Source organism: Pseudomonas sp. MIS38 (assembly GCF_019891575.1).
Classification (GTDB): domain Bacteria; phylum Pseudomonadota; class Gammaproteobacteria; order Pseudomonadales; family Pseudomonadaceae; genus Aquipseudomonas; species Aquipseudomonas putida_A.
In genome coordinates this window covers 26,569-46,255 of record NZ_JAFLXF010000009.1, presented here as the reverse complement: position 1 = coordinate 46,255, position 19,687 = coordinate 26,569, and the positions used below count along the sequence as shown (strand labels likewise).

The 19,687-nt window shown below is 61.7% G+C and carries 15 protein-coding genes and 1 pseudogene; 7 read left to right on the top strand and 9 right to left on the bottom strand.

The window, feature by feature from the left end:
• Positions 1-11 precede the first annotated feature (11 nt).
• From J1G18_RS12435 to J1G18_RS12420, 4 genes and pseudogenes are all read left to right on the top strand, one after another.
• Entirely contained in the window at positions 12-2,681 is a 2,670-nt protein-coding gene (locus J1G18_RS12435; RefSeq protein ID WP_223007774.1) for an RHS repeat-associated core domain-containing protein, read from the top strand.
• An 83-nt stretch (positions 2,682-2,764) separates the two neighbouring features.
• Positions 2,765-4,525, top strand: coding sequence for an ATP-binding protein (locus tag J1G18_RS12430; protein WP_223007773.1), 1,761 nt, complete (start codon positions 2,765-2,767; stop codon positions 4,523-4,525).
• A pseudogene (locus J1G18_RS12425) lies at positions 4,525-5,855 on the top strand (sigma-54-dependent transcriptional regulator). The gene J1G18_RS12430 and the pseudogene J1G18_RS12425 overlap by 1 nt, the downstream one beginning before the upstream one ends.
• Before the next feature lie 322 nt (positions 5,856-6,177).
• Entirely contained in the window at positions 6,178-7,497 is a 1,320-nt protein-coding gene (locus J1G18_RS12420) for an MFS transporter (protein ID WP_098965312.1), read from the top strand.
• Between the two features lie 130 nt (positions 7,498-7,627).
• On the opposite strand, the gene J1G18_RS12415 is transcribed toward J1G18_RS12420, so the two are convergent.
• Positions 7,628-8,386, bottom strand: coding sequence for a hypothetical protein (locus tag J1G18_RS12415; protein WP_223007772.1), 759 nt, complete (start codon positions 8,384-8,386; stop codon positions 7,628-7,630).
• Between the two features lie 343 nt (positions 8,387-8,729).
• Between J1G18_RS12415 and J1G18_RS12410 the strand changes: the two genes are divergently transcribed.
• Together J1G18_RS12410 and J1G18_RS12405 are read left to right on the top strand one after the other, a co-directional pair.
• Entirely contained in the window at positions 8,730-9,131 is a 402-nt protein-coding gene (locus J1G18_RS12410) for a heme utilization protein (protein ID WP_223007771.1), read from the top strand.
• Between the two features lie 260 nt (positions 9,132-9,391).
• Positions 9,392-10,021, top strand: a complete 630-nt coding sequence (locus J1G18_RS12405) for a flavin reductase family protein (protein WP_223007770.1) — start codon at positions 9,392-9,394, stop codon at positions 10,019-10,021.
• Positions 10,022-10,027: 6 nt separating this feature from the next.
• On the opposite strand, the gene J1G18_RS12400 is transcribed toward J1G18_RS12405, so the two are convergent.
• The gene (locus tag J1G18_RS12400; RefSeq protein ID WP_007965872.1) at positions 10,028-10,270 is read right to left on the bottom strand and encodes a hypothetical protein; all 243 of its coding nucleotides are present in this window, start codon (positions 10,268-10,270) and stop codon (positions 10,028-10,030) included.
• A gap of 43 nt (positions 10,271-10,313) precedes the next feature.
• Positions 10,314-10,667 (bottom strand): antibiotic biosynthesis monooxygenase family protein, encoded by a 354-nt coding sequence (locus J1G18_RS12395; protein ID WP_095136993.1) that lies wholly within the window; start codon positions 10,665-10,667, stop codon positions 10,314-10,316.
• Between the two features lie 338 nt (positions 10,668-11,005).
• Between J1G18_RS12395 and J1G18_RS12390 the strand changes: the two genes are divergently transcribed.
• Positions 11,006-11,935, top strand: a complete 930-nt coding sequence (locus J1G18_RS12390; protein WP_027612494.1) for an AraC family transcriptional regulator — start codon at positions 11,006-11,008, stop codon at positions 11,933-11,935.
• Positions 11,936-12,060: 125 nt separating this feature from the next.
• Here the strand turns inward: J1G18_RS12390 and J1G18_RS12385 are convergent, their stop codons facing one another.
• From J1G18_RS12385 to J1G18_RS12360, 6 genes are all read right to left on the bottom strand, one after another.
• Positions 12,061-13,116: an ABC transporter ATP-binding protein gene (locus tag J1G18_RS12385; RefSeq protein WP_096795111.1), complete on the bottom strand. Its 1,056-nt coding sequence runs from the start codon at positions 13,114-13,116 to the stop codon at positions 12,061-12,063.
• A 13-nt stretch (positions 13,117-13,129) separates the two neighbouring features.
• A complete protein-coding gene (locus J1G18_RS12380) occupies positions 13,130-13,978 on the bottom strand; it encodes an ABC transporter permease (protein WP_096795112.1) in 849 nt (282 codons plus the stop codon).
• Positions 13,975-14,883, bottom strand: coding sequence for an ABC transporter permease (locus J1G18_RS12375; protein ID WP_223007769.1), 909 nt, complete (start codon positions 14,881-14,883; stop codon positions 13,975-13,977). The genes J1G18_RS12380 and J1G18_RS12375 overlap by 4 nt, the downstream gene beginning before the upstream one ends.
• Before the next feature lie 243 nt (positions 14,884-15,126).
• Positions 15,127-16,236 carry an ABC transporter substrate-binding protein gene (locus J1G18_RS12370; protein ID WP_223007768.1) on the bottom strand — a complete coding sequence of 370 codons (1,110 nt, stop codon included), beginning with the start codon at positions 16,234-16,236 and terminating at the stop codon, positions 15,127-15,129.
• 217 nt (positions 16,237-16,453) lie between these two features.
• The gene (locus J1G18_RS12365) at positions 16,454-17,905 is read right to left on the bottom strand and encodes an aldehyde dehydrogenase family protein (protein ID WP_223007767.1); all 1,452 of its coding nucleotides are present in this window, start codon (positions 17,903-17,905) and stop codon (positions 16,454-16,456) included.
• A complete protein-coding gene (locus tag J1G18_RS12360) occupies positions 17,902-19,539 on the bottom strand; it encodes a 5-guanidino-2-oxopentanoate decarboxylase (protein WP_223007766.1) in 1,638 nt (545 codons plus the stop codon). The genes J1G18_RS12365 and J1G18_RS12360 overlap by 4 nt, the downstream gene beginning before the upstream one ends.
• Positions 19,540-19,687: the final 148 nt, after the last annotated feature.

Here is a 19,687-nt window from a genome sequence, read left to right as displayed (position 1 = left end):
GAAGTGCGGGCATGAATCCTTCAGTGCATTGGCGTACTCCTGCTCTGTCGGCTCACGATCCCAGAGGGCTGCCGGTCAGAAACGTGGCTTATCTGCGGGCGGTGGTGGGCGCCGAAGTCGAATGCCAGATCAACCGTCAACGCCACGACTCCAACGGCCGCCTGATCGAACAATGGGACCCGCGCCTCCCCGTGCCCTGCCTGACCACGGCTTACCGTCTGGACGGCGACCCCCTGAAAATCGACAGCGTCGATTCCGGCTGGCGCGTAAACCTGCCCGGTCTGGCCGGTGAGGTGTTGCAACGCCACGACCAGCGCGGCAAGCAATGGCGCAATCGCTACGATCCGATGATGCGGTTGATCGCCGTCGATGAAAATGCGCAAGTCGATGTCGAGCGCTACACCTATGCCGACCACAATGCCGACCCCGGGCATAACCTGCGCGGTGAACTGAGCGAAAGCGCCGACCCGGGCGCCACGGTGGTGGTCGACGGCTACAGCCTGCAGGGCAAGGCAGTGAGTGAAACCCGTACGCTGTCTGGCGAGACGGCGGCTTTCATCACTCGTACGGATTTCGACGCGCACGGCAATGTGGTGCAAGTCACCGACGCCGGTGGTCACCGGCAACGCTCGAGCTACGATGTCGCCGGCCAGTTACATCAGGTATCGCTGTGGATAGCCGGGGCTGACGCGGCACAACCGGTGGTCGACGCTGCCACGTACAACGCCTCCGGCCAACTGCTCGAACAACGGGCCGGCAATGGTGTGCGCAGCCGCCGCGTGTACGATCCCGCTGACGGTCGCCTGCTGAATCAGCTGGCCTGCAAGGATCAGGAAAAACCGCTGCAGGACTTACACTACACCTATGACCCGGTCGGCAATGTCCTGCGTATCGAGGATCGCACCCTGGCCACGGTGTATTTCGCCAATCAGCGCGTCGATGGTGATCGTCATTTTGTCTACGACTCACTGTATCGGCTGAGCGAAAGTCGCGGCTTCGAAGGCCAGATCCCGCAACAGTCGCCAGGTTTGCCGCAACCGATTGAGCCCATCGACCCGGGGCGGCGTTTCAACTACAGCGAGCAATATCACTACGACGCGGGAAATAACCTCGTTGAACTGGTGCATGTGCGCAAGGGCCACAACTTCACGCAACAGATGAAAATCGCCCCTGACAGCAATCGGGGGCTGCGCTGCCAACCCGCTGACCCCGAACCGGTGTTCGGCGACTACTTTGACCGCCACGGCAACCAGCTGAAACTGCAGCACGGCGGCCTGCCTCTGGCGTGGGACAGTTACGATCAACTGGCCCGCGTCACCCTGCTGCAACACAGCAACGGCCTGCCCGACGACGATGAAATCTATCGCTACAGCCAGGGTCAGCGCGTTTACAAATGCACGCTGAGGCATACGCCGTCGATCACCGATCGCCGCGAGGTACGTTACCTGCCAGGGCTGGAAATCCACAGCCGCAGCGACGGCCAGCAACTGCATGTCATCGTGCTGCCCGGCGCGCGTTGCCTGCATTGGCTCAGCGGTCAACCGGCGGATATCGAAGCCGATCAACTGCGCTTCAGCCTCGACGAACACCTCGGATCCTGCTCGCTGGAACTGGACCGCCACGCTGGCGTGATCAGCCTGGAGCATTATTACGCCTTCGGCGGCACGGCCTGGTGGGCAGCCCGCTCAGCCGTGGAAGCGGATTACAAAACGATCCGTTACTCGGGCAAGGAAATGGATGCCAGCGGTTTGTACTACTACGGCGCGCGGTATTACGCGCCATGGCTGCAACGCTGGATCAGTGCTGATCCGGCCCGGGACGTGGACGGACTGAACCTGTACGCTTTTGTCGGCAACAACCCGGCGATCCATGTCGACCGGACGGGCACCTACAAGGTTATTTTCGATCTGGCCAAACGAGCGGTCGGCCTGCTCGACAAAGCCGAAACAGCGGCCGATCAATTACACAACCTGAGTCGCGAGTTCGACGATTTGATCCCCGAAGGCGCAGACATCGAAGACCTGCGCAAAACCATGACGTTCGGCAAATTTCTCAAGTCCCGGCAGGGCATCAAATCGGCTCTTTACGGTGCGGGGAAAGGGCTCGCCATCGGTGGACTTATAGGCACGGCGCTACCAGGAGTTGGCAATGCCATCGGCAGTGGTGTGGGGACGCTGGCGGGCATGGTCGTTTTCCCGTTGCTGCGCTATTACTTTTTCAAGAAAGGCTTGAAACTCGCGCAAACGCTGCGCACCCAGGAACTCAAGAATGGCCTGCAAACCCTCGGTGATACCGTCACCCGCGTGGTTGATAGCACCACTGATCTGCTAAATGGCGGCACGGAGGTGGTGGAAAGCATCAAAAACATGACCAATATCCTCAACGCATATCACAAGCGGACACTGGCGCTGTTCCACAACCAGTTGGAGACCCTTGCCCTTGACAAACAACGCGAGGTCATCAAACTCATAAGAAGCGGACTCGACCCGTTCGACGCCATCAGCAAGGTGCTGGAGACGGCACAAGCGGTCATGGATGACGCCCCCGACATCGGCGCAGACGTGAACAATCGCCTGCAACAACTGCAGAGCAAAGTCACTGAGAATTCAAGGCTTAAACCCATCCCCAAGCCCCGGACGAAATACATTCAGCGGGTGTCTGCCGGCGAAACGTACGTGTGACGTCAAAGGCCGTCCGAACAGTGCGCCGAGCCACTTCGGCGCATGCTATCGTGCCCGCCCGTCCCCTTATCCATTAGCCCAGCATGCTGCCGACTTCCCGTACCCTGCGTTTGTCGTTGTACACCCTGCTGATCATTGCCGGCGCGGCCATCGCTGCGACCCTTGCCATCCGCCACGCCGAACGTCAGGCGCTGGAGGAAGACGCCACCCGCGCCAGCCAGCAATTGGCGCTGTATGCCAACTCGCTGCACACCCTGATCGACCGCTATCGCGCCCTGCCCGCCGTGCTGGCGCTGGACCCGCAATTGCGCAGCGCGCTGGCCGGGCCGGTGGGTGCTGAACAACAGAACGCGCTGAATCTGAAGCTGGAGCAGATCAACGGCGCGGCGCAGTCCTCGACCCTTGAACTGCTCGATCACACTGGCCTCGCGGTGGCCGCCAGCAACTGGCGCCTGCCGAGCAGTTACGTCGGCCACAACTACGGATTCCGGCCGTACTTCAGCCAGACCCGCACGCAGGGCAGCGGACGCTTTTATGCGGTGGGCGTGACCAGCGGCATCCCCGGCTATTTTCTGTCCAGCGCGGTGCTCGGCGACAATGCCGAGTTCCTTGGCGCGATGGTGGTCAAGCTGGAGTTCCCCGAGCTTGAGCGCGAATGGAGCCAGGGCAGCGACACGCTGCTGGTCAGCGATGCACGCGGGATCATCTTCATCGCCAACCAGCCCGGCTGGCGCTATCGCTCGTTGCGGCCGCTGGACAGCCGCGACATGGACGAGATCAAGCGCACGCGCCAGTACGACAAACAATCGCTGATCCCGCTGACGCATTTGTCGCTGCGTCACTTCGACGACAACAGTGACCTGCGCCGGGTCGAAGGCCCGGACGGAACGGCGGACTACTTGTGGGAATCGCTGCCGCTGGCCACCGAAGGCTGGACCCTGCACCTGTTGCGCCGCCCGCAAGTGGCTTTCGAAGACTTACGCAACGCCGGGCTGGCCGCCGCAGGTGTATGGCTGGCGCTGGTGTTTTTGCTGCTGTTCCTCAATCAGCGCTGGCGCCTGTCGAAAGTCCGTCAGCGCAACCGCGAAGAACTCGAACAACTGGTCGAAGAACGCACCCGCGATCTGCGCACCGCGCAGGACGGTCTGGTGCAATCGGCCAAGCTCGCGGCGCTGGGGCAAATGTCCGCCGCACTGGCCCACGAGATCAATCAACCGCTGACCGCGCAACGCATGCAGTTGGCGACGCTGCGCCTGCTGCTCGAACATGGCCGCGTCGATGATGCGTACAAGGCGCTCAAACCGGTGGACGACATGCTCACGCGCATGGCATCGCTCACCGGTCACCTGAAAACCTTCGCCCGCAAGAGCCCCAGCGGCCTGCGCGAACGGCTGGATCTGGCGACCGTGGTCGATCAGTCGCTGCAACTGCTCGATGCGCGCCTACGCGACGAACAGGTCAGCCTGGTGCTGCACCTGACGCGTCCGGCCTGGGTGCGTGGTGATGCAATACGCCTCGAACAGGTGCTGATCAATCTGCTGCGCAATGCCCTCGATGCAATGCAGGGCAAACCGTGCAAGCGCCTGGAAATTCGCCTGGAGGTGGACGAACAACTGTGGCGCCTGAGCGTGATCGACAATGGCGGCGGGATTGCCGAACAGCACCTGAACCAGGTGTTTGACCCGTTCTTCACCACCAAACCGGTGGGCGACGGTCTGGGCCTGGGGCTGGCGGTATCCTTTGCCATCGTGCATGAATCCGGCGGGCGTCTGAGCGTTGAAAATGGCGAGGCCGGCGCGGTGTTCAGCCTGACCCTGCCGATCGATCTGGAGGCACACATATGATGCTCAACTCGGTGATGGTGGTCGATGACGAGAGCAGCATTCGCAGCGCCGTCGAGCAATGGCTGAGCCTGTCGGGGTTCGCGGTGCAGCTGTTCAGCCGCGCCGAAGATTGCCTCGCCGCGCTGCCGGCGCACTTTCCCGGGGTGATCCTCAGCGATGTGCGCATGCCCGGGCTCAGTGGTCTGCAGTTGCTCGCCGAAGTGCAGAAACGTGATGCCGATCTGCCGGTGATTCTACTGACCGGTCACGGCGATGTGCCGATGGCGGTCGAAGCCATGCGTGACGGCGCCTACGACTTCCTCGAAAAACCGTTCAGCCCGGAAACCCTGCTCGGCAGCCTGCGCCGGGCGCTCGACAAGCGGCGGCTGGTCCTGGAAAACCGCGCCCTGCACGAGCAGGCCGACCACCGCGCCAGACTCGATGCGACGCTGCTCGGCGTGTCCCGTGGCATGCAGACTTTGCGTCGACAGGTGCTGGATCTGGCGGCGCTACCGGTCAACGTGTTGATCCGCGGTGAAACCGGCAGCGGCAAGGAACTGATCGCCCGCTGCCTGCATGATTTCGGCCCGCGCACGGACAAGCCTTTCGTGGCGCTGAACTGTGCGGCGATCCCCGAGCAGTTGTTCGAAGCGGAATTGTTTGGCCATGAAAGTGGTGCGTTCACCGGGGCCTCCGGCAAGCGCATCGGCAAGCTGGAATACGCCGATGGCGGCACGTTGTTCCTCGATGAATCGAAAGCATGCCGCTGGCTCAGCAAGTGAAATTGCTGCGGGTGTTGCAGGAGCAGAAGCTGGAGCGCCTCGGTTCGAACCAGAGCATTCGTGTCGATCTGCGGATCGTCGCCGCGACCAAACCTGATCTGCTGGATGAGGCCCGGGCCGGACGTTTTCGCGAAGACCTGGCGTATCGCCTGAACGTCGCCGAGCTGCGCCTGCCGCCGTTGCGCGATCGTCGCGAAGACATTCCGCTGCTGTTCGAATCGTTCGCCTTCAGCGCTGCCCAGCGTCTGGGCCGCACTTTCCCGCCGTTGAGCGGGGCGCAATTGAGTCACCTGCTCAGCCACGACTGGCCGGGCAACGTGCGGGAACTGGCGAATGTCGCCGAGCGCCAGGTGCTGGGGCTGGATGAGCCGGTGCAGGGCATCGATCCGGGCCAGTCCCTCGCCGCTCAGCAGGAAGCCTTTGAAGCGCAATGCCTGCGCGCGGCGCTGACCCGGCACAAGGGCGATGTGAAAGCGGTGCTGGAAGAGTTGCAACTGCCGCGCCGGACCTTCAATGAAAAGCTGCAGCGGCATGGGTTGAGCCGGGAGATGTTTGTTCCGGGCAGCTGAGTTTTGCAGTGTTTGATCGGGCCTCTTCGCGGGCAAGCCACGCTCCCACAGGGTTTTGTGCTGAACACAAAATGTGTGAACACCACCGACCACTGTGGGAGCGGGCTTGCCCGCGAAGAGGCCCGCAAAGGCAACATTTATCCATCCGCCTGAATGAGCAATTTTCCGCTCACCACAATCCAGCCATAAGCGGATTTCCGCTCATAAAATCCTGCCGCCCCCTCTAAACCGGCCCTCCCCCCGTTGGCACAGCTCCTGCTATAGCCCAGACAGGCTGCGTTCCAACGCGCTCCACAAAAACAATTAAACGAAGGATCCTTCAATGGATAACTCCAACGCCCTGCCCCTTGGGTCGGCTGCCGCGCCCGCCAAAGAAAGAACCACCGCCAGCCGGATCAAATCGATCTTCAGCGGCTCGGTCGGCAACATGGTCGAGTGGTACGACTGGTACGTCTACGCCGCTTTCTCGCTGTACTTCGCCAAGACCTTCTTCCCCGCCGGCTCCACCACCGCGCAACTGATGAACACCGCCGCGATCTTCGCCGTGGGCTTCCTGATGCGTCCGATCGGTGGCTGGCTGATGGGCCTGTACGCCGACAAGGTCGGTCGCAAGAAAGCCTTGATGGCCTCGGTCTACCTGATGTGCTTCGGCTCCTTGCTGATCGCCCTCAGCCCGAACTACGAGACCATCGGCATCGGCGCGCCGATCCTGCTGGTCTTCGCGCGCTTGCTGCAAGGCCTGTCAGTCGGCGGCGAGTACGGCACCTCGGCCACCTACCTGTCAGAGATGGCGACCAAGGAACGTCGCGGCTTCTTCTCCAGCTTCCAGTACGTGACCCTGATCTCCGGCCAGCTCATCGCGCTAGGCGTGCTGATCGTGCTGCAGAACATGCTGACCACTGAACAGCTGTACGCGTGGGGCTGGCGTATTCCGTTCGCCATCGGCGCACTGTGCGCGATCGTTGCGTTGTACCTGCGTCGCGGCATGGAAGAGACCGAGTCGTTCACCAAGAAAGAGAAGTCCAAGGAAAGCGCGATGCGCACCTTGATGCGCCACCCGAAAGAACTGCTGACCGTGGTCGGCCTGACCATGGGCGGCACGCTGGCGTTCTACACCTACACCACCTACATGCAGAAATACCTGGTGAATACCGTCGGCATGAGCATCTCCGACTCGACCACCATTTCTGCCGCCACGCTGTTCCTGTTCATGTGCCTGCAACCGATCATCGGTGGCCTGTCGGACAAGATCGGGCGGCGTCCGATCCTGATCGCTTTCGGCGTACTCGGGACGATCTTCACCGTGCCGATCCTGATGACCCTGCACACCATCCAGACCTGGTGGGGCGCGTTCTTCCTGATCATGGCGGCACTGATCATCGTCAGCGGCTACACCTCGATCAACGCCGTGGTGAAAGCCGAACTGTTCCCGACCGAAATCCGCGCGCTGGGCGTCGGTCTGCCGTACGCACTGACCGTGTCGATCTTCGGTGGTACCGCCGAATACATCGCGCTGTGGTTCAAGAGCATCGGCATGGAAACCGGTTACTACTGGTACGTGACCGCGTGCATCGCGGTGTCGCTGCTGGTGTACATCACCATGAAAGACACGCAGAAACACTCGCGGATCGTGACTGACTGAGGAATGAGTCAGTTCAGCCATTGTGATGGTGGCTGTTATGGCCTCATCGCGAGCAGGCTCACTCCTACATTGATTGGTGTACGCCGCCCTTTGTAGGAGTGAGCCTGCTCGCGATTGGGGCGACTCGGTATCAGGACAATTCAGCAACTACCGGCGGCTTGCCATAACGCTTCTGCGCATACGACGCGCCGACAATCATCACCAGCAGAATCCCCGCCAGCACCGCCGACGAGCCGATGGTGCCGAAGTCCAGGCCACCCTTTTCATGGGACTTGGTCATCAGGTCACCCAGGGTCGCACCGAACGGCCGGGTCAGCACGAACGCCACCCAGAACAACAGCACCGACGAAATCTTCGTGAAGTATTTGAGCGCCACGACCACGGCAATGGTCGAGCCGATCAGCAGCGCGCCACCGGCAAAACCCAGGCCCGAATCATCGGCCAGGTAATCGCCGAGCGCAGTGCCCAGGGTGTTGGAAAACAGAATCGCCATCCAGTAGAACATCTCGCCACGGAAGGTCTGCACCTTGCTGACGTTCAACGAGTCGCCGCTCAAGCGCCAGGCCGTGAAGATCGCCAACAGAATCGCAATCAGGATCATCGACCCGGTGGCGTAGCCCAGTTCAAGGGTGCGGTCCATGAAGTCGGACATGGTGGTGCCGGCGGTGCTGGTCGACAGAATCACGATCCAGTACAGCAGCGGCTTGTAGGTCTTGGCCATCAGTTGGCTGATCAGCGTCAGCACGAACACGCTGATCAGGATCAGCGAGCTGAGGGCGTACCCGACGTTGAGGGTCATCGACAGCAAGTCCCCCGCGGTTTCCCCCAGGGTCGTCGCGCAGATTTTCATGACCCAGAACGCCAGGGTGATTTGAGGCAGTTTGTTCATCGCAGGCAAAGCTCCAGTGTGGGACGGCCGGTTCTTGGTTTTCTGGCCGTGGGCAGACTGGCGTCGCACCGGTGAAAAACCGGTCGGCAACAGATGAAAAATCCGTCATATCGCGAAAAACAGCGATTAATCCCCCATTAATGCTGCCCCGGCATCCTGCCACTACCTGATCGATGACCCGCGCGGCGTTCGCTCCCGACAGTGGAAGCCCATTCAATGCGTCGTCCTTAATATCAAGTTAATCGATTGTTTTTAGCATTTATTTGCGCTTTTTTATCAATTTAGTTGGCGTAGCATTAAACCCATGCAAGACACACCCGCCAACGAATCTGGAGTCACTCACATGAAAACCAAACTGATCCTCGCTTTCGCCTTGTCCGTAATGGCCACCAACACCTTTGCTGCCGACGGTTTTGATCGCACTGGCTCGGCTGTCGCTGCCGATGGTTACGACCGCACTGGCTCGGCCGTCGCTGCCGATGGTTACGACCGCACTGGCTCGGCCGTCGCTGCCGATGGTTACGACCGCACTGGCTCGGCAACTGTCGCTGCCGATGGTTATGACCGCACTGGCTCGGCCGTCGCTGCCGATGGTTACGACCGCACTGGCTCGGCAACCGTCGCCGAGGATGGCTACGACCGCACCGGTTCGGCGACCTTTGCTGAAGACGGCTACGACCGCACCGGTTCGGCTGCCTTCGCCGCTGACGGCTACGACCGCACCCAATCCGCTTCGATCAGCTGATTGCAGTTGTAAAGCGCACAGCCCGGCTTCGGCCGGGCTTAGTCATTTCTGGGGCATGGCAAATATCCCCTGTGGGAGCGGGCTTGCTCGCGAAAGCGCCGGGTCAGTCAACCACTGTGGCAACTGAAAGATTGCATTCGCGAGCAACCCCGCTGCCACAAAGGGGATTGCATCAACTGGAATATCTTTGTGTGACTGGAAAATGCTGTTTCAGACTTGCACTATTGCCTTCTACAAACGCCCTCCAGGAACCCCCAGCCATGTCCGATGACATCCACTTCTACGAACCCGCCAACGGCCACGGTCTGCCTCACGATCCGTTCAACGCCATCGTCGGCCCGCGTCCCATCGGCTGGATTTCTTCGCAGGATGCCGACGGCCAGCTGAATCTTGCGCCTTACAGCTTCTTCAACGCGTTCAACTACATTCCGCCGATCATTGGTTTTTCCAGCATCGGGCGCAAAGACAGCCTGAACAACATCGAGCAGACCGGCGAGTTCGCCTGGAACCTCGCCACCCGCCCGTTGGCCGAGCAGATGAATCAGAGCTGCACGATGGTCGCGCCTGAGGTCAACGAGTTTGAATTGGCCGGGCTGACGCCCGTGGCGTCGAAGGTGATTGCGGTGCCACGGGTAGCCGAAAGCCCGGTGTCCTTTGAGTGCAAGGTCACACAGATCATTCAGTTGCAGCGCGCCGATGGCGAAACGGTGCCGAGCTGGCTGATTCTCGGCGAAGTGGTCGCCGTGCATATCGCCAAATGGCTGTTGAAGGACGGGATCTACGACACCGCCGCGGCAGAACCGATTCTGCGCGGCGGCGGGCCGGCGGATTATTTCCAGTTGGGGCCTGAAGCCCTGTTCAAGATGTGGCGCCCGGGGGCGGGCAAGTAAGCGCAGTTACCAGATCAGCTCGGCGTCATCAGTGACGCCCTTGAGGCGGTCCAGCTCATTGATGGCAGCCTCATCGGCAGCGATGGCGCCGGGGAACACCTGATCACCCAGCAGTTTGTGAAAGCGTGGCGCACCGCCATCGACCAGGGCCTTGACCGCGATTGCCGCGTGGTAACCCTTGTTGCCGCCCAACTCGACGGGGACGACTGCGGAGACTGCTTCGAAGTGTTCAAACTCTTTACGTGCCATGGCACACATCCTGGCTCAGATGAATAAGCCGGACATTAAACCCTCAACCGGCGAGTTTGTGTATCGGTGCCGGGCATTGTCCGAGCGCCTGCGCCGCCGACACTTCTTTGAAGGTGTGGAAATCCAGGCTGTTGACCACCAGATCCTGAACCAATTCGGCAAAGATCTGCATCGACGGGCTGTTGAAATACGCGGTCATCGCCTGTTGATGGCTCCAGAAACCGGAAACCAGCCACAGGTCCGGATCGCATTGCGAATGCTGCAGGGCAAAGTTCAGGCAACCGGGGGCGTTGCGTGACGGTTCGATCAAGGCACTGAGGCGTACACCCAGTTCGGCGGAGCGTCCGGCGCGCGCTCGAACGAAGGCCATATGACTGACGGGAATCTGCTTGGACATGTTCAACCCTCCCAGGGAGTCGCGTGGCAGCCGGGGGACGGGCTGCGACAGGATCCAAGGTTAAGGGCCGGGCGCAAGGTGCCGTTAGTCGATTCCTGCCGCTGCGTTGCACAATCCTGCGAGACTGCACACAAAGCTCGTAACAACCTGCAAAACAGCGTCACACCACTGTCATACGGCGTTTCAAGCAAGTTTTCCGCCCTGCATCCTGCTATGACTGGGCACGCCGGCAATGCAATGCAGAATCAGGCAAGCATTTGACAGGATGTGTCTACCGCTGGCGCTTGCACAAACATATGCTCTGCCCCATTCCAGATTCCTTGCCGAGGATGCCGTGCATGACGTCATTCGATCGTTTCCAGTCTCCGCCCGATGCCGACATGGAAAAACAGCGTGCAGAACTCGCGGCGATCATCCGCCGCAACACCACGGACGACGGCAGTTATCAGACCGCCATCGGCTCGCTGTTCATGTCGCGCCATACCCAGTCCCACGACTTCGCCCCGGTACTTGCGCAACCGGCGCTGTGCATCATGGCTCAGGGCCGCAAAGAGGTGCGCCTGGCGGATGAGTTCTTCAATTACGACCCGCTGAATTACCTGGTGGTCTCGGTCTCCATGCCGCTCAGCGGACGGGTGGTGAATGTCTCGCCGGAGGATCCGATTCTCGCCGTGCGCCTGGACATCGACCCCGCGGAAATCACCGCACTGATCGCCGACGCCGGCCCCATGGGCGTGCCGACCCGACCGACCGGGCGCGGCCTGTATGTGGAAAAGATCGACAGCGCGATGCTCGACGCGGTGTTGCGTCTGGCGCGACTGCTGGATGCGCCGAAAGACATCGCCATGCTCGCGCCACTGATTCGCCGGGAGATTCTTTATCGCCTGCTGCGCAGTCCGCAGGGCCATCGCTTGTATGAAATCGCGATTGCCAACAGCCAGAGCCACCGCATCAGCCAGGCGATCAAATGGCTCAACGGCAACTTCGAACAGCCGCTGCGCATCGATGATCTGGCGAAAGAGGTGAACCTCAGCGTCTCGACCTTGCATCACCGTTTCAAGGCGATGACGGCGATGAGTCCGTTGCAGTACCAGAAGCAATTGCGCCTGCAGGAAGCGCGGCGCCTGATGCTGGCCGAAGGGCTGGAAGCGTCGGCGGCGGGCTATCGCGTGGGCTATGAAAGCCCGTCACAGTTCAGCCGCGAGTACAGCCGCTTGTTTGGTGCACCGCCGTTAAGGGATCTGGCGCGGTTGCGGCAGTCGGTCTGATCCGGCATCTGCGGTGAGGCTTATGGCCCTATCGCGAGCAGGCTCACTCCTACAGTTGGAATGCGTTCCCCTGTAGGAGTGAGCCTGCTCGCGATGGCGTCGGCAAAGCCAACATCAAATCCGGATCAAGCCCCCAACACCCGACACGCCTCGCTCGGCAACGTCACCGACACCGGATGCCCGATCCCCAAACCGATCCCCTGACACGGCGTACTCAACGCGGTGAACGTCACCCCGGAACACTCCACCGTGGTCTCGATGGTCGCGCCGATATCGCGCACGAACGTCACCTTGCCGAGCAAGCGATTGCCCGCCGTGGCTTGTGGCGCGGACAGTTGCAGATCCTCCGGACGAATCAGCATCTTCACCTTCTGCCCCGCTTCGATGCTGCTGCAGATCGGCACTTGCAGCGCATCACCGCCCGGCAAACTGACCTTGCCGTCACCCAGCGCCGTGGCCGGAAAAATGTTGCCCGAACCGATGAAGTCGGCGACGAACTCGTTGGCCGGGTGCCGGTAGATTTCGATCGGCGTGCCCACCTGCTGCACCTTGTGCTCGCCCAGCACCACGACGATGTCGGCCATGGTCATGGCTTCGCGCTGGTCGTGGGTGACCATGATCGTGGTGATGTTCAAACGCTGTTGCAGCTGACGTATTTCCACCTGCATCGACTCGCGCAGCTTGGCGTCCAGCGCCGACAACGGTTCGTCGAGCAGGAGGATTTTCGGCCGCGAGGCGATGGCCCGGGCAATCGCCACCCGCTGCCGTTGCCCGCCGGAGAGTTTCGCCACCGGTCGGTCGATCATCGCCTGCAACTGGATCAACTCCAGCAATTCCACCACCCGCGCCTGCTGCTCGGCCTTGCTCACGCCGCGCAGTTTCAGCGGGTAGGCGATGTTCTCGCCGACGGTCATGTGCGGGAACAGCGCCAGCGACTGGAACACCATGCCGAAGTTGCGCAGGTGCGCCGGGGTGTGGCCGATGTTCTCGCCATCCAGGCGAATCTCGCCGCCGGTCAGGGTTTCCAGCCCGGCGATCATCCGCAGCAAGGTGGTTTTGCCGCAGCCCGAGGGGCCGAGAAAACACACCAGTTGGCCTTCCGGCAAATGCAGATTGACGTCCTGTACCGCGCAAGCCGAGCCGTAGAATTTCTCGACGTTTTCCAGAATCAGACCAGTCATGTTGCACCTCAAATCAAAAGGAAACGCCGCCCTCGCCCACCAGCTTCTCCAGCGCCCAGATCAGGACGAAGTCGATCAGTACGATCAGCACGGCAAACGAGAACACGGTAGGGTCGAGCGATGACACGGTGCGGCTGTACATCCAGATCGGCACGGTCATGACGTCGATGGTGTAGAGGAAATAGGTCACGGTGAATTCGTTGAACGAGACGATGAACGCCAGCAGCATCCCCGCCAGAATCCCCGACTTCATCAACGGCACCACCACGTCGACAATCGCCCGCAGCGGTGAAGCGCCGAGCATCCGCGCCGCCTCTTCGACTTCGCTGCCGATGGAGAGCATGGCGGCGGTGCAGTTTTTCACCACGAACGGCAGCGCCAGAATCACGTGGGCAATCACTAGCCGCGAAGTGGTCAGGTGGAACGGCAGGCTGTCGAACACCAGCAGCAACGCCAGTCCCAACACCACCATCGGAAACACCAGCGGCAGCGACATCAGTTGCAGCGCCACGGCTTTGCCACGGAACTCGCAACGGGTCAGCGCATAGGCGGCAGGCACCGCGATCAGCGTGGCGAAAACCATGGTCAGGCACGACACCAGCAGGCTGGTAGCCATGGCCTGACCGAGACTCAGCACGTCGCTGGCGTCTGGCGAGACGAAGGTGTGCCAGGCCGCCTTGTACCATTGCAGGCTGTAGCTGCTCGGCGGGAAGTCGAGGTTCGACGCACCGCTGAACGACATGACGATCATGGTCAGGATCGGCAACACCGCCAGCAGCAGAATGAACCCGGAGAGGATCCCGGCGAACTTGCCGGTGTCGCCAGGCAGCAGCGCCATGCGCTTGTTGGTCAGGGTACTCATTGCGAAGCCTCCAGCAGACGCCGACGACGGCCGGTGATGTATTCAGACAGGGTCATGATCGCCAGCGTGGTGACGATCAGCACCACCCCGGCCGCCGATGCCGCGGGCCAGTTCATCAGCGGCGCGATCTGGTCATGCACCATCACCGCGAGCATCGGCACACGGCGGCCACCGAGCAGCAACGGCACGACAAAACTGCTGGCGTTGTAGGCGAACACCAGCGTCGCCCCGGTGATGATCCCCGGCAGACTCATCGGCAACACCACCTGACGGAACACCTGAAAACGGCTGGCACCCAGTGTCGCCGCCGCCTCTTCGTAGGTACGCGCAACACCACGCATGGCGCTGGCAATCGGCAGCACGGCCAATGGGAACGCGGTCTGCACCAGGCCCATCAGCACGCCGTTCTGGTTGTACAGCAGCATGATCGGGCGCTTGATCAGGCCCAGGCCCATCAGCGTCTGGTTGAGCATCCCGCCCGGGCCGAGAATCACCAGCCAGCCGTAGCTTTGCAGCAGCAGGTTGACCAGCAGCGGCAGCAACACTGCGGCAAGGAAGATCCGCCGCACGAACGGCGAGGTCAGCCGTGACATGGTGTACGCCACCGGGATCGCCAGCAGCACCGCGATCACTGCACTGATCAGCGCCAGACGCAGGGTCAGCAGCAGCGATTTCAGATAGTAGGGTTCGAGCAATTGCGCGTAGCTGGCGAGGCTGAACCCGCTCCATTCCGCGCCTTTAGTGCCGACGCTCATGCGCAGCACCAGCAGGCTGGCGGCGATCAGCACACCGAGAAACAGCATCGACGGCGTGAGGAAAAACCACGCCCGGGCGGTCGGCGAAATACCGCGCGCCGGGCGCACGGCGGCGGCACCGACCGGTTGGGTCAGGGATTGATGTTCCATAGCAATGATCTCGTCAATGGAAAGCTAATCTCGCAAACACCTCAATCTCCTGTGGGAGTCATTTTTTGTGGTGAGGGGATTTATCCCCGACCGGCTGCGAAGCAGTCGCAAAACCATCGTGCGCGGTACATTTGATGCACCGTATTTGCTGATCTTGGGGCAGCTACGCTGCCCATCGGGGATAAATCCCCTCACCACAGGACTCGCTCCCACAGGGGGCCCGTGGTGTTCGGGAGGCCGGCGTCAGGAAGAAAAAATTTCCGTATAGCGACGAATCCATTGGTCATGCACGGTCGCCAGGAAGGCGTTGTCGTGCATGATCGCCTTCTCGGCAATCTGCTCCGGCGTGAGGATGTACGGGCTCTTGCGCGCTTCCGCGGAGATGATCGCCTTGGCGTTGACCGGGCCGTTGAAGATGTCTTCGGCCATCTTGCCCTGCACCAGCGGGTCGAGAGAGTGGTCGATGAAGGCGTAGGCCAGGTCGGTGTCGCCCGGACGGTTCTTCGGCATCACCGAGAGCATCAGGTCGGTGTAGAAACCTTCCTTCATGCCGAATGTGGCACCGAGGCCGTAGTTCGGATCGCGGATCTGCTTGGGGAAGAATGCCGGGGCGTACAGCCCACCCATGTCCAACGACCCGGTGCGGAACAGTTCGGCGATCTGGTTCGGGTTCTCGCCGAGGGTGACCACGCGATCTTTCAGCTCTGCGAGTTTCTTGAAGCCCGGCTCGATGTTGTGTTCGTCACCGCCGGCCAGTTTCGCGGCGATGATGATCAGGTCCATCGCCTCGGTCCAGTTCGGCGGCGGCAGGAAAATGTTCGGCGCCAGATCGGCATCCCACAGCGCGGCATAACTGTCCGGTGCCTGTTTGAGGGTGCGAGTGCTGTAGACCAGACTGTTGCACCACAGCAGGTAACCGATGCCGTGCCCGTTGGCGCCGGTGCGGTATTTTTCCGGTACATCGATCAGGTTGGGAATCCGGTTCAGGTCGGGTTTTTCCAGCAGCCCGGCGGCGGCCAGACCTTCGGCGCCGACCCCGGCCAGGGTGATGATGTCGTACTGCGGACGATCACCGCCGGCCTTGAGTTTGGCGACCATTTCCGAGGTGCTGCCGGTGCGGTCGGCGATGACCTTGGCGCCGGTCTTGGCCTCGAAGGTGGCGGCAATGTTGCGCAGTGCGGCGAGGCCGGTATCATCCGACCAGGTCAGCAAACGCAGGGTCTTGCCGGCGAACCGCGTGTCGCTGGCGCTGGCGCTGGCCCGGATGAAGGGCATGCTCAGGGCCGCCGCCGCTACCGAGGCGACGCCCACGGTTTTAATGAATTGACGCCTGTTCAGATCGTGCTCGCCCATGACGGACTCCCTTTGTTCTTTTAAGTATGAGGTTGGTCGCAACCGTTGCATCCGCGCGGCCGGATCCGCTGCAGGCCTTGTATTAAAAGGCCTGCAGCGCTGCCGACGGGTTCATCCTGAGGTCGTGCAATACACCTGACTATCGATAAAAACTCATCGAAGCCATGACACCGACGCATGCCTCGTTGCGAGGCATGCGCTCACCTTTTTCGGGCGTTCAAAGCGCCCGGATCACGTGTTTGATTTCCTGAAACGCGGCCAGGCCCCACGGCCCCAATTCACGACCGATGCTGCTCTGCTTGTAACCGCCCCACGCCGTCTGCGGGAAGATCACTTGCGGCGCGTTGAGCCATACAAGCCCCGCCTGCAGGGCGTTGGCGACGCGGTCGGCAGTCTCGGCGTTACGCGTCACCACACTGGCGACCAGCCCGAACTGGCTGTCGTTGGCCAGGGCAATCGCCTCGGCTTCGCTGCTGAAACTGCGCACGCAGAGCACCGGGCCGAAAATCTCTTCACACCACAACGCACTGTCGAGGGGCACGTCGGTGAACACTGTCGGCTGCAAAAAATAGCCGCGTGGCAGATCCGCCGGACGATTACCGCCGCACACCAGCTTCGCCCCGGCACTCAAACCGCGGTCGATGTGGCCGAGCACGCGCTGGTATTGCGCCTGATTGACCAGCGCGCCCATCTCCACGTCCGGGTCGAACGGATCGGCCACGCGAATCGCTTGTGCGCGCTTTTGCAGACGCTCAAGAAACTCATCGGCCAGCTCATCGGCGACCAGCACCCGGCTGGTGGCCGAACACATTTGCCCGGCGTTGAAGAAACCGCCGCCGCAAGCCAGTTCCACCGCCAGTTCCAGATCGGCGTCTTCGAGCACCAGCAACGAAGATTTGCCACCCAGTTCCAGGCTCACGCCCTTCACCGTTTCGGCGGCACGCTGCATTACTTGCACACCGACGGCGTTGCTGCCGGTGAAGGAAATCTTGGCGATGCGCGGGTCCGCCGACAGCGGCGCACCGACCGCCAGACCGGTGCCGCAGACCAGGTTGAACACACCGTCGGGCAAGCCGGACTCGGCAATGATCGCCGCCAGTTCCAGCTCCGGCAGCGGCGTGACTTCCGACGGCTTGAGCACCACGCAGCAACCGGCGGCCAAGGCAGGCGCAAGTTTCCACGCGGTGGTGACCATCGGGAAATTCCACGGCACGATCAGCCCGACCACACCGCACGGTTCACGACGCAGACGCGCGCTGAAGTCATCGCTGGGCAGCGCCACGTTGCTGTCGAGTTGTGCGTCGAGGCCTTCGGCCAATTCGGCGTAATACTCGAACGTGGCGATCACATCATCGACGTCGATCGCCGCTTCGAATTGCGGTTTGCCGTTGTTGCTCGACTGCAGCTTCATCAGATGATCGCGGCCGTTGCGCACGCCATTGGCGATGTTGCGCAGGATCGCACCGCGCTCGGCACCGCTGGTTTTCGACCAGCGCTTGAACGCTTCAGTGGCCGCGCTGACGGCCAGATCGACCGCGCTTTCATCGCCGCCATTGACCGTGGTCAGCAGTGCTTCGGTGGCCGGATTGATCACCCGCAGGTGTTCACGCCCGGCCGACCATTGACCGTTGATGTACAGGCCATCGAGTGTGGTTGGGAAATTGATCATTGGGCCACCGCCTGCATCCATTGGCTCTGGTCGATTTCGATCACGGTCGGGCCCTGACGATCGGTGGCGGCACGCAGCGCGCCGCGCAGCTGTTCAACCGAACTGATCGCTTCGGCGGCGCAGCCCAGGGCCTTGGCCACGCCGATGAAATCCGGGGTGTAGATATCGACGCCGACCGGTTCGATGGCGCGGTTGACCATGTATTTTTTGATCTCTTCGTAGCCTTGGTTATTCCACAGCAGGATGATCACCGGCGTACGCGCTTCAACCGCGCTGGCCAGTTCCGGCAGGGTGAACTGCAAGCCACCGTCGCCGATCAGGCACACCACTGGCGGACGAGCACCGTCCTCGACGCTACCGCCGAGCCACGCGCCAATCGCCGCCGGCAGGGCGTAACCGAGGGTGCCGTAACCAGTGGACGAGTTGAACCAGCGCCGTGGTCGCTCCGGGTTGAAGGTGAGGTTGCCGGTGTAAACCGGTTGTGTGGAATCGCCGACGAATACTGCGTCCGGCAACTCGTGCAGTACGGTTTCCAGAAAACGGGTCTGGGCCAGGGTTGGCACGTCCCAGTTCGCGGCCAGCTCATCGCGCAGACGTGCTGCCCGCACCTGACCCCAATCGTTGCGCCGCTCGGCCAGCGCCTGCTGCGACAGTGCGCCGAGCAGCGCTTGTGCGGCGTTGCGCGAGTCGGCGACCAAGGCCACGTGCGGCGGATAGTTGCGCACGGTCTGGTCGGCGTCGATGTCGATGCGCAGCAACTTGCCGGGGATTTCAAAGCCGCCGGCGAAGGTCACGTCGTAATCGGTTTCGGCCAGTTCGGTACCGATCGCCAGCACCACGTCGGCATCGGCCACCAGTGCGCGAGTGGCGACCAGGCTTTGCGTCGAGCCGATCAGCAGCGGATGGCTGGAGGGCAACATGCCTTTGGCGTTGATGGTCAGCGCCACCGGGGCGTCGAGCAGCTCGGCCAGCTCAGTCAGTTCGGCGGCGGCATCGATGGCACCGCCACCGGCGAGAATCAGCGGACGCCGAGCGCCGGCCAGCAACTCAGTCATGCGCCGTACGGCAGCCGGTGCAGCCCCGGCGCGGTCGATGTGCACCGGAACGCTGGCGAGCAGCTCATCAGCCTCTTCTACCAAAACATCCAGCGGAATCTCGATGTGCACCGGACGCGGACGCCCGGCCTGAAACAGTGCGAAAGCACGGGCCAGCACGCCGGGCAATTCCGCCGCCGACATCAGGGTGTGGGAGAACGCCGCGACGCCACCGACCAGCGCGCTCTGGTTCGGCAACTCGTGGAGCTTGCCGCGACCGCCGCCCAACTGGCTGCGGGTCTGCACGCTGGAGATCACCAGCATCGGGATCGAGTCGGCGTAGGCCTGGCCCATCGCGGTGGTGATGTTGGTCATGCCTGGGCCGGTAATAATGAAGCACACACCCGGTTTGCCGCTGGTGCGCGCATAGCCGTCAGCCATGAAACCGGCGCCCTGTTCATGCCGTGGAGTGACGTGGTTGATGCTCGAACGGGCCAGCCCGCGATACAGTTCCACGGTGTGCACCCCGGGAATGCCGAACACCTGCTCGACCCCGTAATCCTCGAGTAACTTGACCAGTACTTCGCCACACGTCGCCATGTCGATTGCCCTTCTTGTTCGTTTGAGACACAAGGCCTTTGTGTAGGAGTGAGCCTGCTCGCGATGGCGTCTTCACATTCAACATTACGGTGACTGACACACCGCTATCGCGAGCAGGCTCACTCCTACAAAGGGCCCCTTCAATGAG

Bases quoted from the DNA above. Each gene is read 5' to 3' on its own strand.
- J1G18_RS12435 (WP_223007774.1), top strand. From the start codon at position 12: ATGAATCCTTCAGTGCATTGGCGTACTCCTGCTCTGTCGGCTCACGAT.
- J1G18_RS12430 (WP_223007773.1), top strand. From the start codon at position 2,765: ATGCTGCCGACTTCCCGTACCCTGCGTTTGTCGTTGTACACCCTGCTG.
- J1G18_RS12420 (WP_098965312.1), top strand. From the start codon at position 6,178: ATGGATAACTCCAACGCCCTGCCCCTTGGGTCGGCTGCCGCGCCCGCC.
- J1G18_RS12415 (WP_223007772.1), bottom strand. From the start codon at position 8,386: ATGAACAAACTGCCTCAAATCACCCTGGCGTTCTGGGTCATGAAAATC.
- J1G18_RS12410 (WP_223007771.1), top strand. From the start codon at position 8,730: ATGAAAACCAAACTGATCCTCGCTTTCGCCTTGTCCGTAATGGCCACC.
- J1G18_RS12405 (WP_223007770.1), top strand. From the start codon at position 9,392: ATGTCCGATGACATCCACTTCTACGAACCCGCCAACGGCCACGGTCTG.
- J1G18_RS12400 (WP_007965872.1), bottom strand. From the start codon at position 10,270: ATGGCACGTAAAGAGTTTGAACACTTCGAAGCAGTCTCCGCAGTCGTC.
- J1G18_RS12395 (WP_095136993.1), bottom strand. From the start codon at position 10,667: ATGTCCAAGCAGATTCCCGTCAGTCATATGGCCTTCGTTCGAGCGCGC.
- J1G18_RS12390 (WP_027612494.1), top strand. From the start codon at position 11,006: ATGACGTCATTCGATCGTTTCCAGTCTCCGCCCGATGCCGACATGGAA.
- J1G18_RS12385 (WP_096795111.1), bottom strand. From the start codon at position 13,116: ATGACTGGTCTGATTCTGGAAAACGTCGAGAAATTCTACGGCTCGGCT.
- J1G18_RS12380 (WP_096795112.1), bottom strand. From the start codon at position 13,978: ATGAGTACCCTGACCAACAAGCGCATGGCGCTGCTGCCTGGCGACACC.
- J1G18_RS12375 (WP_223007769.1), bottom strand. From the start codon at position 14,883: ATGGAACATCAATCCCTGACCCAACCGGTCGGTGCCGCCGCCGTGCGC.
- J1G18_RS12370 (WP_223007768.1), bottom strand. From the start codon at position 16,236: ATGGGCGAGCACGATCTGAACAGGCGTCAATTCATTAAAACCGTGGGC.
- J1G18_RS12365 (WP_223007767.1), bottom strand. From the start codon at position 17,905: ATGATCAATTTCCCAACCACACTCGATGGCCTGTACATCAACGGTCAA.
- J1G18_RS12360 (WP_223007766.1), bottom strand. From the start codon at position 19,539: ATGGCGACGTGTGGCGAAGTACTGGTCAAGTTACTCGAGGATTACGGG.